Annotated in this window: 12 protein-coding genes and 1 rRNA gene; 9 read left to right on the forward strand and 4 right to left on the reverse strand. The window is 71.9% G+C overall.

Going from position 1 to position 11,964, the window contains the following annotated elements; all coding sequences use genetic code 11:
• Nucleotides 1-15: 15 nt before the first annotated feature.
• Nucleotides 16-462, reverse strand: a complete 447-nt coding sequence (locus ACIHEI_RS15690; RefSeq protein WP_387644934.1) for a metallopeptidase family protein — start codon at nt 460-462, stop codon at nt 16-18.
• Nucleotides 463-496: 34 nt separating this feature from the next.
• Here ACIHEI_RS15690 and ACIHEI_RS15695 point away from each other — a divergent pair, with 34 nt between their 5' ends.
• The 6 genes from ACIHEI_RS15695 (at nt 497) to ahcY (ending at nt 6,655) form a co-directional block, all read left to right on the forward strand.
• Nucleotides 497-955: a DUF3499 domain-containing protein gene (locus tag ACIHEI_RS15695; RefSeq protein ID WP_396606956.1), complete on the forward strand. Its 459-nt coding sequence runs from the start codon at nt 497-499 to the stop codon at nt 953-955.
• A 119-nt stretch (nt 956-1,074) separates the two neighbouring features.
• Nucleotides 1,075-2,463, forward strand: a complete 1,389-nt coding sequence (locus ACIHEI_RS15700; RefSeq protein ID WP_387645026.1) for a phosphomannomutase/phosphoglucomutase — start codon at nt 1,075-1,077, stop codon at nt 2,461-2,463.
• A gap of 124 nt (nt 2,464-2,587) precedes the next feature.
• Nucleotides 2,588-2,770, forward strand: a complete 183-nt coding sequence (locus tag ACIHEI_RS15705; RefSeq protein WP_100590227.1) for a Trm112 family protein — start codon at nt 2,588-2,590, stop codon at nt 2,768-2,770.
• A 33-nt stretch (nt 2,771-2,803) separates the two neighbouring features.
• The gene (locus ACIHEI_RS15710) at nt 2,804-3,970 is read left to right on the forward strand and encodes an SIS domain-containing protein (protein WP_392954588.1); all 1,167 of its coding nucleotides are present in this window, start codon (nt 2,804-2,806) and stop codon (nt 3,968-3,970) included.
• 67 nt (nt 3,971-4,037) lie between these two features.
• Complete coding sequence (locus ACIHEI_RS15715; protein WP_392954586.1) at nt 4,038-5,012, forward strand: cation diffusion facilitator family transporter; 975 nt, start codon at nt 4,038-4,040, stop codon at nt 5,010-5,012.
• A 194-nt stretch (nt 5,013-5,206) separates the two neighbouring features.
• Nucleotides 5,207-6,655 carry an adenosylhomocysteinase gene (gene ahcY, locus ACIHEI_RS15720; RefSeq protein ID WP_387644945.1) on the forward strand — a complete coding sequence of 483 codons (1,449 nt, stop codon included), beginning with the start codon at nt 5,207-5,209 and terminating at the stop codon, nt 6,653-6,655.
• 69 nt (nt 6,656-6,724) lie between these two features.
• Here ahcY and ACIHEI_RS15725 read toward each other — a convergent pair whose 3' ends face one another.
• Entirely contained in the window at nt 6,725-7,735 is a 1,011-nt protein-coding gene (locus ACIHEI_RS15725) for a hypothetical protein (protein ID WP_396606957.1), read from the reverse strand.
• Nucleotides 7,732-8,244 carry a SigE family RNA polymerase sigma factor gene (locus ACIHEI_RS15730; protein WP_387867061.1) on the reverse strand — a complete coding sequence of 171 codons (513 nt, stop codon included), beginning with the start codon at nt 8,242-8,244 and terminating at the stop codon, nt 7,732-7,734. Before ACIHEI_RS15730 ends, ACIHEI_RS15725 begins: the two co-directional genes overlap by 4 nt.
• A 108-nt stretch (nt 8,245-8,352) precedes the next feature.
• Between ACIHEI_RS15730 and ACIHEI_RS15735 the strand changes: the two genes are divergently transcribed.
• Nucleotides 8,353-8,970, forward strand: a complete 618-nt coding sequence (locus ACIHEI_RS15735; protein ID WP_387644952.1) for a hypothetical protein — start codon at nt 8,353-8,355, stop codon at nt 8,968-8,970.
• 9 nt (nt 8,971-8,979) lie between these two features.
• On the opposite strand, the gene ACIHEI_RS15740 is transcribed toward ACIHEI_RS15735, so the two are convergent.
• On the reverse strand, nt 8,980-10,062 hold the full coding sequence (locus ACIHEI_RS15740; RefSeq protein ID WP_396606958.1) for an RDD family protein: 1,083 nt from the start codon (nt 10,060-10,062) through the stop codon (nt 8,980-8,982).
• Nucleotides 10,063-10,301: 239 nt separating this feature from the next.
• Here ACIHEI_RS15740 and ACIHEI_RS15745 point away from each other — a divergent pair, with 239 nt between their 5' ends.
• Both ACIHEI_RS15745 and ACIHEI_RS15750 read left to right on the forward strand, forming a co-directional pair.
• Nucleotides 10,302-11,306 carry a stage II sporulation protein M gene (locus ACIHEI_RS15745; protein WP_396606959.1) on the forward strand — a complete coding sequence of 335 codons (1,005 nt, stop codon included), beginning with the start codon at nt 10,302-10,304 and terminating at the stop codon, nt 11,304-11,306.
• 568 nt (nt 11,307-11,874) lie between these two features.
• A 16S ribosomal RNA gene (locus tag ACIHEI_RS15750) occupies nt 11,875-11,964 on the forward strand; the annotation flags it as partial.

An 11,964-nucleotide genomic window follows, 5' to 3' on the forward strand; every position in this document is an offset into this window, starting at 1 on the left:
GGGCCCCCGGGCCGGCTACTCCTCGCCGTACCGCGGGTCGATCGCGTCCGGCGACAGGCCCAGCAGCTCCGCGACCTGCTCGATCAGGATCTCGTGGACCAGCGCGGCCCGGTCCTCCTTCGACTTGGCGCGGATCTCCACCGGCCGCCGGTAGACCAGGATCCGGCTGCGCCGCCCCGCCCGCCCGGGAATCACCCGGCCGAGCGGCACCATGTCCGGCTCCGGCTCGCCCTTGACGGGCAGCGGCACCTCCAGGACGGCGAACTCCACGTCCTCCAACTGCGGCCAGCGCCGCAGCAGACGCTCCATCGACTCCCGGACGTAGTCGTCGAAGAGCTCGGAGCGGGTCAGCGAAATGGGCACCTGCGGCGGGGCCAGTGGCCCGCGCAGGCCACGGCCGTGCCGGTCGCGGTGCCTGCGGCGACCGGAACCGGGCGGGGACGGGGGTGTTGAGCTGTCCATAGCAGTGTCGAGGGTAGTCCCTGGATGCCCGGAAGTGGACCACTCGAGCACGGCGCGTGACGGCACCGGGACACGCGAGCCGGGGGCGGGTCTTCGCGGCCCGGTCCCACTTGCGGTACCGTCCACCCTCGTGAGCTCTGTACGTCGTTGTTCGCGGACCGCGTGCGGCCGTCCGGCCGTGGCGACGCTGACGTACGTCTACGCGGACTCCACCGCGGTGCTCGGCCCGCTCGCGACGTACGCCGAACCCCACTGCTACGACCTGTGCGCCGAACACGCCGAGCGCCTGACCGCCCCGCGCGGCTGGGAGGTCGTGAGGCTGGCCGCCGAGACCAACCCGCTGCGGCGCAGCAGCGACGACCTGGAGGCGCTGGCCAACGCGGTGCGCGAGGCCGCCCGCCCGCAGGAGCGGACGTCCCGTCAGAACCCGCCGCCGGACGGCGAGTCCGGCCGCCGCGGCCACCTGCGGGTGCTGCGTTCCCCGGACAACTGACCGGCCCCGCACCGGCCTGACACCTGAGGTTCCCCGGAGCCGGGTACGCTGCCCATCTGCGGCTCGGACGGCGCGTCCGGTATGCGCGCAGCACATCGCAGCACACACACGGGAGCATTCTGGTGCGGGACCTCAAGCAGCTTGTGAAGGCGTACGACGTCCGGGGCGTCGTGCCGGACCAGTGGGACGAGTCGCTGGCGTACGCGTTCGGTGCGGCCTTCGTCGAGGTGATCGGCGGCAACGCCGTCGTGGTCGGCCACGACATGCGCCCGTCCTCGCCGTCGCTGTCCCGCGCGTTCGCCGAGGGCGCTGCCTCGCGCGGCGCCGACGTGGTCGAGATCGGCCTGTGCTCGACCGACCAGCTGTACTACGCCAGCGGCAGCCTGGACCTGCCCGGCGCGATGTTCACCGCCTCGCACAACCCCGCCCAGTACAACGGCATCAAGCTGTGCCGGGCCGGCGCCGCCCCGGTCGGCCAGGACACCGGCCTGGCCGACATCCGCGAGCTGGTCGAGTCCTGGCTCGACGAGGACGGCAAGGTGCACGTCCCGGCCTCCGACGCCGTCACCGGCACGCTGTCGGCCAAGGAGACCCTGGACGGCTACGCCGCGCACCTGCTCAAGCTGGTCGACCTGACCGCGATCCGCCCGCTGAAGGTCGCCGTCGACGCCGGCAACGGCATGGGCGGCCACACCGTGCCCACCGTGTTCGACGGCCTGCCGCTGGACGTCGTCCCGATGTACTTCGAGCTGGACGGCACCTTCCCCAACCACGAGGCCAACCCGCTGGACCCGGCCAACCTGGTCGACCTGCAGGCCAAGGTCCGCGAGGTCGGCGCCGACATCGGCCTGGCCTTCGACGGCGACGCCGACCGCTGCTTCGTGATCGACGAGAACGGCGACCCGGTCTCCCCGTCCGCGATCACCGCCCTGGTCGCCGAGCGCGAGATCGCCCGCGCCCAGGCCGCCGGCGAGGCCAACCCGACGATCATCCACAACCTGATCACCTCCTGGACCGTCCCCGAGGTGGTCCGCGACCTCGGCGGCGTCCCGGTCCGCACCCGGGTCGGCCACTCCTTCATCAAGCAGGAGATGGCCGTCACCGACGCGGTGTTCGGCGGCGAGCACTCCGCGCACTACTACTTCCGCGACTTCTGGCGTGCCGACACCGGCATGCTGGCCGCGCTGCACGTGCTGGCCGCCCTCGGCGGGCAGCAGGCGCCGCTGTCCGCGCTGACCGCGCGGTACAACCGGTACGCGGCCTCCGGCGAGATCAACTCCACCGTCGCCGACCAGGCCGCCGCCACCGAGCAGGTCCGCGCCGCCTACGCCGGCCAGGACGGCGTCACCGTCGACGAGCTGGACGGCCTCACCGTGGCCGGCCCGGACTGGTGGTTCAACCTGCGCGCCTCCAACACCGAGCCGCTGCTGCGCCTGAACGCCGAGGCCAAGGACCCGGCGAAGATGGAAGAGCTGCGGGACGGCGTGCTGGCCATCGTGCGGGCCTGACCGCACGGTCAGCCAGCCGCTGACTTTTCGGGTGCCCCGGCCGGTAGGGTTGCCACCGGCCGGGGTACTGCTGTGTCACCGGCCATCCGTACCGCGACACCCACAGATCCGGAGCCCGACCACCATGAGCCTGCCGTCCTTCCTGCTGGAGATCCTGGTCTGCCCGGAGTGCCGCGCGCCGCTCGCCGAGGAGACCGAGGGCGAGACCCACGAGCTGCGCTGCACCGGTGAGGCCTGCGGCCTGGTGTACCCGGTCCGCGACGGCATCCCGGTCCTGCTGGTGGACGAGGCCCGCCGCCCGTCCTGACCCTGCCCCGCCAGTCGCTGGAGGCCAGCCGCCATGTTCGACGACTCCCTGCTGGACGACCCGGCCGCCCTGCAGCGTGCCGACCGCCGACGTGAACTGCTGTCCCTGGCCGGGGCGGGCGCCCGGATCCGGGTCGCGCTGCGCCGCGCCGACGCGGCCGGCGTGAACGGGCTGAACCCCGAGGGCCGCCCGCGCGCGGTGCTGGTCGCCGGGCACGGCGGGGTGCTGACCGCCGCCGCGGTGCTGGCCGCGCTGGCGGTGCCCAGCTGCCAGGTCTGGCCGCTGCCGCCCGCCGACGCCCGCCCCGCCGGGCCCGCCTTCACCGACGGCGAGTCCTGGCAACTGCCCGGCTGGGCAGGCCCGTTGGACCTGGTGGTGCTGGCCAGCGCCGGCGGCCGCGAAGGCGGCATGATCAACCTCGCCGAGCAGGCGTACACCCGCGGCTGCGCGATCGCGGTGATCGCCCCCGACGGCTCGGAGCTCGCCGAGGCAGCCCTCCAGGTGCGCGGCCTGCCGCTGCCGTTCGAACCGAGCGCGGTGGAACCCGACGGCGCCGACGCCGAACCCGACCTGCCCGCCGAGGACCCGGCCGCGCTGTGGGCGGTGCTCGCCCCGCTGCTCACCCTCGCCGACCGGATCGGCGTCGCCCCGCTCGTCCCCGGCTCGCTGGAGGCCGCCGCCGACCGGCTGGACGAGGTGGCGGTGCGCTGCCGCCCCGACGCCCAGGCGTACGACAACCCGGCCAAGACGCTGGCCGGTCAACTCGCCGAGACCGTCCCGCTGCTGTGGTCCGACGGGGCCCCGGCCGCCGCCGCGGGGGAGCGGTTCGCCGCCGCCCTCGCCGACCGGGCCGGCCTGCCCGCGCTGACCGCCCGCCTCCCGCAGGCGCTGACCGCGCACCGCGGCATGTTCAACGGCCGCCTCGGAGCCGGCGCGGACCCCGACGACTTCTTCCGCGACCGGGTCGACGAGCCGGTGCCGCTCCAGCTCCAGGTGCTGATGCTCCGCCACACCCCGGGCGTCGCCGAGCTCGAGGAGCCGGCCTGGCCGGTGGCCCGCGCCCGCCGACTGGCGGCCGCCCACGAGGTGCGGATCACCGAGCACACCTCCAGCCTGGAGGACCCGCTGCAGGCACTGGCCGAGCTGATCGGCCTGACCGATTTCGCAGCCGTGTACCTGGGCCTGGCCACCCGGAACTGACACGGTATCGTCCCTTCGTCAACCAAGGCCCGGCAAAGTTCGGGCCCTTGCGGAGGGAAGTACCGGGTTGAGTACCGAAGGCGGCACCAAGGCACTGGTCGCGGCACTGTCCGCGAACATCGGAATCGCGGTCAGCAAGTTCGTGGCGTTCGCATTCTCCGGCTCCTCCTCGATGCTCGCCGAGGGCGTGCACTCGCTGGCCGACTCCGGCAACCAGGTGCTGCTGCTGGTCGGCGGCAAGCGCTCCAAGCGGGCCGCCACCGAGGAACACCCCTTCGGGTACGGCCGCGAGCGGTACGTCTACGGGTTCCTGGTCTCCATCGTGCTGTTCAGCCTCGGCGGCATGTTCGCCATCTACGAGGGCTACGAGAAGATCGCCCACCCGCACGAGCTGGAGAACTGGTACTGGCCGGTCGGCGTGCTGGTTTTCGCCATCCTGCTGGAGGGCTGGTCCTTCCTCACCGCGTTCCGCGAGGCGTCCAAGGCCAAGGGCAAGCACGGCTGGGCGTCCTACATCCGCCGCGCCAAGGCCCCCGAGCTGCCCGTGGTGCTGCTGGAGGACAGCGGCGCGCTGGTCGGCCTGCTGCTGGCGCTGCTCGGCGTCGGCCTGACCGTCATCACCGGGGACGCGGTGTGGGACGGCATCGGCACCCTGTGCATCGGCCTGCTGCTGGTGGCCATCGCGCTGGTGCTGGCGCTGGAGACCAAGTCGCTGCTGATCGGCGAGTCCGCCGAGGCCGAGGTGGTGGCGCAGATCCGCGAGGCGCTGGTCGACCACGACACCGTCACCGGCGTGATCCACATGCGCACGCTGCACGTCGGCCCCGAGGAACTGCTGGTCGCCGCGAAGATCGCCGTCAACGCGGAGGACAGCGCCGCCGTGGTCGCCGAGGCCATCGACCGGGCCGAGGTCAGGGTCCGCAAGGCGGTGCCGATCGCCCGCGCCATCTACCTGGAGCCCGACATCTGGTCCGAGGAGAAGGCGCTGGCCGGACCGGACGCCGAGGCGACGCCGGGTGGTCCCGGCCCGAACGCCCACTGAGCCGCGTCCAATCGGTGTAGATTCGTCGGAGTGCCAAACGTCGCTGCTGATGGCGGTCGAGCGGAGCTCCGCTCCGGTCGAAGGAGAGAGGTCCTCCGACGGATTGTGCCGCAGCAGAGGGATGCCACCGCGCCCCTCTGCCGCTCAGCACACCCGTAACCAGGCCCATCCAGCTCATCCAGCGAGGAGTTCGCATGTCCACCCAGCCCACCGGCGACTACAAGGTCGCCGATCTCTCCCTGGCTTCGTTCGGTCGCAAGGAGATCCAGCTCGCCGAGCACGAGATGCCCGGCCTGATGTCGATCCGCGCCGAGTACGCCGAGTCCCAGCCGCTGGCCGGCGCCCGGATCACCGGCTCGCTGCACATGACCGTGCAGACCGCCGTGCTGATCGAGACCCTCACCGCCCTGGGCGCCGAGGTCCGCTGGTGCTCCTGCAACATCTTCTCCACCCAGGACCACGCCGCCGCCGCCATCGCGGTCGGCCCGAACGGCACCCCCGAGGACCCGCAGGGCGTCCCGGTCTTCGCCTGGAAGGGCGAGACCCTGGAGGAGTACTGGTGGTGCACCGAGCAGGCGCTGACCTGGCCGAACGGCCAGACCCCGAACATGATCCTGGACGACGGCGGTGACGCCACCCTGCTGATCCACAAGGGCGTCGAGTTCGAGAAGGCCGGCGCCGCGCCGTCGCCCGACACCGCGGACAACGACGAGTTCCGGATCATCCTGGAGCTGCTCAACCGCACCCTGGTCGAGACCCCGCAGAAGTGGACCGAGGTCGCCGCCACCATCAAGGGCGTCACCGAGGAGACCACCACCGGCGTCCACCGCCTGTACGAGATGCACCGCGACGGCAAGCTGCTGTTCCCGGCCATCAACGTCAACGACTCGGTCACCAAGTCGAAGTTCGACAACAAGTACGGCTGCCGCCACTCGCTCATCGACGGCATCAACCGCGCCACCGACGTGCTGATCGGCGGCAAGGTCGCGGTCGTCTGCGGCTACGGCGACGTCGGCAAGGGCTGCGCCGAGTCGCTCCGCGGCCAGGGCGCGCGCGTCATCGTCACCGAGATCGACCCGATCTGCGCCCTGCAGGCCGCGATGGACGGCTACCAGGTCGCCACGCTCGAGGACGTCGTCGAGATCGCCGACATCTTCGTCACCACGACCGGCAACAAGGACATCATCATGGCCTCGCACATGGCCCGGATGAAGCACCAGGCCATCGTCGGCAACATCGGCCACTTCGACAACGAGATCGACATGGCCGGCCTCGCCAAGCTCCCCGGCGTGGTGAAGACCGAGATCAAGCCGCAGGTCCACGAGTGGCGCAAGGAGGACGGCAAGACCATCATCGTCCTCTCCGAGGGCCGTCTGCTGAACCTCGGCAACGCGACCGGTCACCCGTCCTTCGTGATGTCCAACTCCTTCGCGAACCAGACCATCGCGCAGATCGAGCTGTTCGCCAAGACCGAGCAGTACCCGGTCGGCGTCTACGTCCTGCCGAAGCACCTGGACGAGAAGGTCGCCCGCCTCCACCTCGACGCCCTCGGCGTCAAGCTCACCACCCTCACCCAGGAGCAGGCCGACTACATCGGCGTCCCGGTCGAGGGCCCCTACAAGGCGGAGCAGTACCGCTACTGACGTCCCGCCGTCACGCCGGTGCCCGGCACCCCCACCGCGGGGGTGCCGGGCACCGGCGCGTTCGCGGGACTACGGCAGCACGTCCACCGACCACTCGCGGTCGTCCGCGCCGCGCGGCACCACCCGGGTCAGCCAGACCTGCAGCTTGCTCTGCTCGTCCGACGCCGGATGCAACTCGTCCACGCACCAGCGCATGCCCTTGCCGGACGTGCAGAGCCCGGTGTCCCGCAGCGGCAGCGTGGCCTGCCCGGGGCCCTCCGGCACCGCCGACACCGTGACGGCGTGGCCGCCCCGCTCCTGCAGGCCCACCCGGGCCGTCCACAGGTCCGAACCGCCCACCGTGCGCCGCAGCGACGCCTGGGTCACCACCGCCTCCGCCGGCAGCGAGGAGAACGCGACCGGCATCGGCGGTGTGTACTTCCCCATCACCACCCCCGTCGCGACCCGCAGCGGCAGCTGCTGCCGGTCCGCCTCCGCCAGACCCGTGCTGTCCAGCTGGAACCAGCGCCCGTCCGGGCCGCGGAACCGCAACAGGTTCAGCGTCCTCGCGAACCCCGGGTCGCTCGACGTCATCCAGTACGCCTCCTGCCCGTTCACCGGCGGCGCGTCCACCCGCACCCCGTCGCCCGGGCCCAGCAGCGGGTCCACCAGCGGGGTCACCCCCACCGGGAACGCGGTCAGCGTGAAGTGCGGCCCGGCGCCCGTGGCCACCACCTCCACCCCGGCCGAGCTCGAACGGAACTCCACCTCCGTCACCTCGGCCGGCAGCCAGCCGAACCGGGCCGGCACCGTCAACACCGTGTGGCCGGGTACCGGCGCCGGCCACCCGGCACCCCGATCCGTCGGCCGGGCGGACGGATCCCACCCGTCCCCGTTCCCGCCCAGCAGCGTGAACGACCCCGCCGCCAGCACCGCCGCAGCGGCAGCCGCCGCCACCACCGACCAGGACCGCCGCCGCAGCACCGCCCGGCCCCGCCGCACCGCCAGCGCCGGATCCACCCGCGACGGCGGGGCCGACACCTCCTCCGCGGCCACGAAGCGCGCCATCCGCACGGACAGCTCTTCCCCGTCCCCGGTCATGCCTCCGACCTCCCCGCCGGACGAAGCCGCACCGAACGCCGCAGCGCCCGCAACGCCCGCGAACTCTGGCTCTTCACATTGCCGCTCGAACACCCCAGCTCCTCCGCCGTCTGCTCGACCGTCAGATCGCAGTAGTAGCGGAGCACCACGGTGGCACGCTGGCGCGGCGGCAACGCCGCCAACGCCTCCCGCAGGTCCAGCGACACCGCCAGATCCGCCTCCACCGGCGCCGGCCCCTCCGGCGGCCGCGCCGCCGGCCTGGTCCGCCGCCACCACGCGGTGCGCTGCTCCGCCAGGAACGCGTTCACCAGCACCGCCCGGGCATAGCCGTCCGGATTCTCCGCCCGGCTCACCCGCCCCCAGTGCAGATACAGCTTGGTGATCGACTCCTGCACCAGGTCGTCCGCACGATGCCAGTCCGCGCACAGCAGATACGCGACACTCCGCAACCAGACCGCCCTGGAGGTCACGAACGCGGTGAACTCCTCGTCCCGCGCCAGCTCCGCCATCTCCGGAGCCCCTCCTCCCAGTGGACCGACGGCACAACCGCGCCGCCGACCCCCTGATGCGGCCCGCCCCCGCAAAGGTTGCACGCCGGATTACGTAGGCTTCCCCCCATGCCGAACGGCCGCTACACCCTCCACGACCCGCACGACGGAACCCCGCTCGGCGAGGAACGCTTCCAGTGCGCCCCCGGCCCGGCCGGCTGGCGCTACGTCGCCAAGAGCTACCGTCCCGACGGCACCGTCCTCGGCACCACCGACCTCACCCTGGACGCCCGCCACCGCCCGATCCGCGTCGAACTCCGCAGCGGCGGCTGGCAGGTGCGCGGCGGCGCACTCGACGGCGTGCACTGGGTCCGGGCCGCCGCCGACCCCGCCACCTCCGACGCCGTCGAGGGCGAGGACCGGGCCCACGCCTTCACCGGCGACTCGCCCGCGTTCCTGATCGCCACCGCGCGGCTGCTCGACCTCGACCCCGGCAGCAGCGCCCGGATCCGCCTGGTCTCCTTCACCGGCCAGGCCCTCGCCCCCCGCACCCTCGACCAGAGCTGGCAGCTGCTCACCGTCGAGGACCACCCCACCGACACCGGACCGCTCCCCGTCGAGCACTACCGGGTCACCGACCTCGAAACCGGCGAACTCCGCGACGTCCACCTCACCGGGGACGTGCTGCTCGCCGCCCCCGGCATCGATCTCGAAGAACTCGACAGCCCGCCCAACCCCCGCCGCTGACCGCTCCGTTTACGCCGGCGGCGCGAACCCGCCGCCGCCTTCGCCGGCGGGCGACTGGGAGGGCAGCGGGGGCGCCGCAGGTGCTGCGGCCTTCGCGAGGGGGACGGGCTGCTCGGTGGGGACCGGGGGAGCCGCGGGGGCCGGGGGAGCGGCCTCCGCGGGCTGCGCCTGCTGCGGGACGCCGAGCATCCGCACCGGCTTCCCGTTCGGCTGCTGCGGCGGGCCCACCGGGCCCGGACCGGCCTGCGCCGGCACCGGCATGGCCGTCGGAACCGGCATGGGCACCGGCGCCCCGTACATCGGCGCCCCGTACATCGGTGCGCCGTACGCCGCCGGGGCCGCCTTCTCCCACTCGCGGCGCTGGCGTTCCATCGTCACCGCGCCCAGGTACGCCATCGGCGGCAGGCCCTGCGGCACCGACCAGCCGATCCGTCCGGCCAGATCGGCGGCCAGCCGGTCCGCCAGGCCGGTCGCCACCGGCTGGTCCAACTCGCGCATCCGGCTGAGCAGTTGGCGGATCGAAAGCCACAGGCTGTCCGGCACGCCGGACAGGTCCAGCGCCACCAGATCGGCCCCCAGCATGTGCATCACCTGCGGCGGCACCGGCGGCACCATCCCGTGGCCGCTGGCGCTCTGCGGCAACCGCTCCCGGATCACCAGCGTCCCCGCGAAGATGTCGCCCAGCCGGCGCCCCTGCTCCGAGAACAGCGACACCACCACGGCCGGCATCCCCATCAGACCGAAGTCGATGACCCCCACCAGCCCGCGCACCAGCGCGTGCCGGAAGCGGATCGGACCACCGTCCGTCCGCACCACCCGCAGCCCCAGCGCCGCCTTCCCCACCGACCGTCCGTGTGACAGCGTCTCCACCATCACCGGCAGCAGCACCGTGAAGAACACCATCAGCGCGATCACGAAGGCGTCCCCCGCCGCCCCCTCCATCGCGGACAGCCCGAAGAGCATCGCGATTCCGCAGAGGAAGTACCCCATCATGTAGACCACTGCGTCCAGCAGCCGGGCCAGGGCCCGTGACGGCAACCTCGCCGCCCGCAGCCCCAGGACGACCGCCTCACCGGTCACCAGCTCGCTCACGCCACCCACCTGTTCCGCTCCCGGGCGCGCCGGACGACCCACGTCGCGCGACCCGCCCCCCTCGATCAACAGCGGCAAACATACGGCTGCCCACCCCCGCCCGGTAACCCCGGGAGCCGCATCCGATATCCCCCGACGCGCCACGCGCCGCCTCTGGCATGCTGAGCCCCGCACCGCCCCGGCCGCACACCAACCAGTGCCCGCCGTCCTGCCCCGCCGCGCACCCGGAGAGAGCCGCAATGGACCTGGACGTCTTCGTCGCCGCCCACCAGGCGGAATGGCACCGGCTGGAGATACTCAGCGGCCGCCGCCGACTCACCGGCGAGGAGTCCGACGAGCTGATCACCCTGTACCAGCGCGCCACCAGCCACCTCGCCCAGGTCCAGGCCGCCGCCCCGCACCCCGGCCTGGAGGGCCGTCTCACCACACTCGTCGTCCGCGGCCGCAACGCCGTCGCCGGCGCCCGCAGCTCCTCCTGGCGCGACGCGGCCCGCTACTTCACCGTCAGCTTCCCCGCCGCGCTGTACCGCTCCCGCCGCTGGTGGCTGACCATCGGCCTGGTCTTCTTCCTGCTCAGCGCCCTGCTCGCCTGGTGGATCGGCACCAGCCCCGAAGTCCGCAACTCCCTGATCCCGCCGGACCAGCTGAACGAGCTCACCAAGCCCGGCGGCGAGTACGAGGCCTACTACACCGACCACCCCTCGGCGAACTTCGCCGCCAAGGTGTGGACCAACAACGCCTGGGTCACCGCCTACTGCCTGATCTGCGCGGTCGTGCTCGGCATCCCGGTCATCCTCATCCTGCTCACCAACATGATCAACCTCGCCGCCGGCCTGGGACTGATGGCCTCCGCGGGCCGCCTCCCGCTCTTCCTCGGCCTGCTCATCCCGCACGGCCTGCTCGAACTCACCGCCGTCTTCGTCGCCGCCGGCCTCAGCCTCCGCCTCGGCTGGACCGTCATCGACCCCGGCCCCCGCACCCGCACCGTGGCCCTCGCCGAGGAAGGCCGCGCCGTCATCGGCTCCGTCATCGGCCTCACCGCCGTCCTCCTGGTCACCGGAATCATCGAAGGCTTTGTCAGCGGCTCCGCCCTCCCCACCTGGCTCCGGGTCGGCATGGGCCTCACCGTCGAAGCCCTCTTCCTCGTCTACGCCCTCGTCCTCGGCAAGCGCGCCGCCGCCGGCGGCGAGCTCGGCGACGTCGAGGCCGCCGACCGCACCGACCACCAGCCGATGGCCGCCTGACCCACGGCGTGCCTGGTCAGGGGCGCGGTTTTAAACCTGGTAGCCTGTTGATCACCCCGAGGGATCATTGACTTGATCTTTTCGTGTCAGTAGGTTTGAACGGTTGGGCGCGATTGGACTTACGGTCCGCCCGGGCGTAGGGTCTACGACATCGCAGGAACAAGGTGGGCGCCCGAGAGGGTGCAGAACCGGTTCCGGCGAAAAACCCCGAAGCAGAGCAACGTAGAACCTTTGATAAGGTCTGCAGCGAAGTCGAAGGAATTCCCACTTCAGCGGGAATCGAAAATCGGATCGAATGAAACTCCGGAAAACGGAGCGGAAAACATCTGATAAGCTGAGAACACGAAAGAACGAAGCGCCCGGAGGGCCGGTCGGAAGGCCGCCTGAAGGAAGTGTCCGTTCCTTGAGAACTCAACAGCGTGCCAAAAGTCAACGCCAGATATGTTGACATCCCCGGCCGGTCCTACTGGATCGGTTGGAGATTCCTTTATGAAGTAACACTAGCGAGGACGCAGTGCGCAGGACCGCCCTATTCCGGTGGTTGCTGTGCCGCTCTTTCGTGGAAGCATTCACGGAGAGTTTGATCCTGGCTCAGGACGAACGCTGGCGGCGTGCTTAACACATGCAAGTCGAACGGTGAAGCCCTTCGGGGTGGATC

Source organism: Kitasatospora sp. NPDC051984 (assembly GCF_044593455.1).
Taxonomy (GTDB): Bacteria; Actinomycetota; Actinomycetes; order Streptomycetales; family Streptomycetaceae; genus Kitasatospora.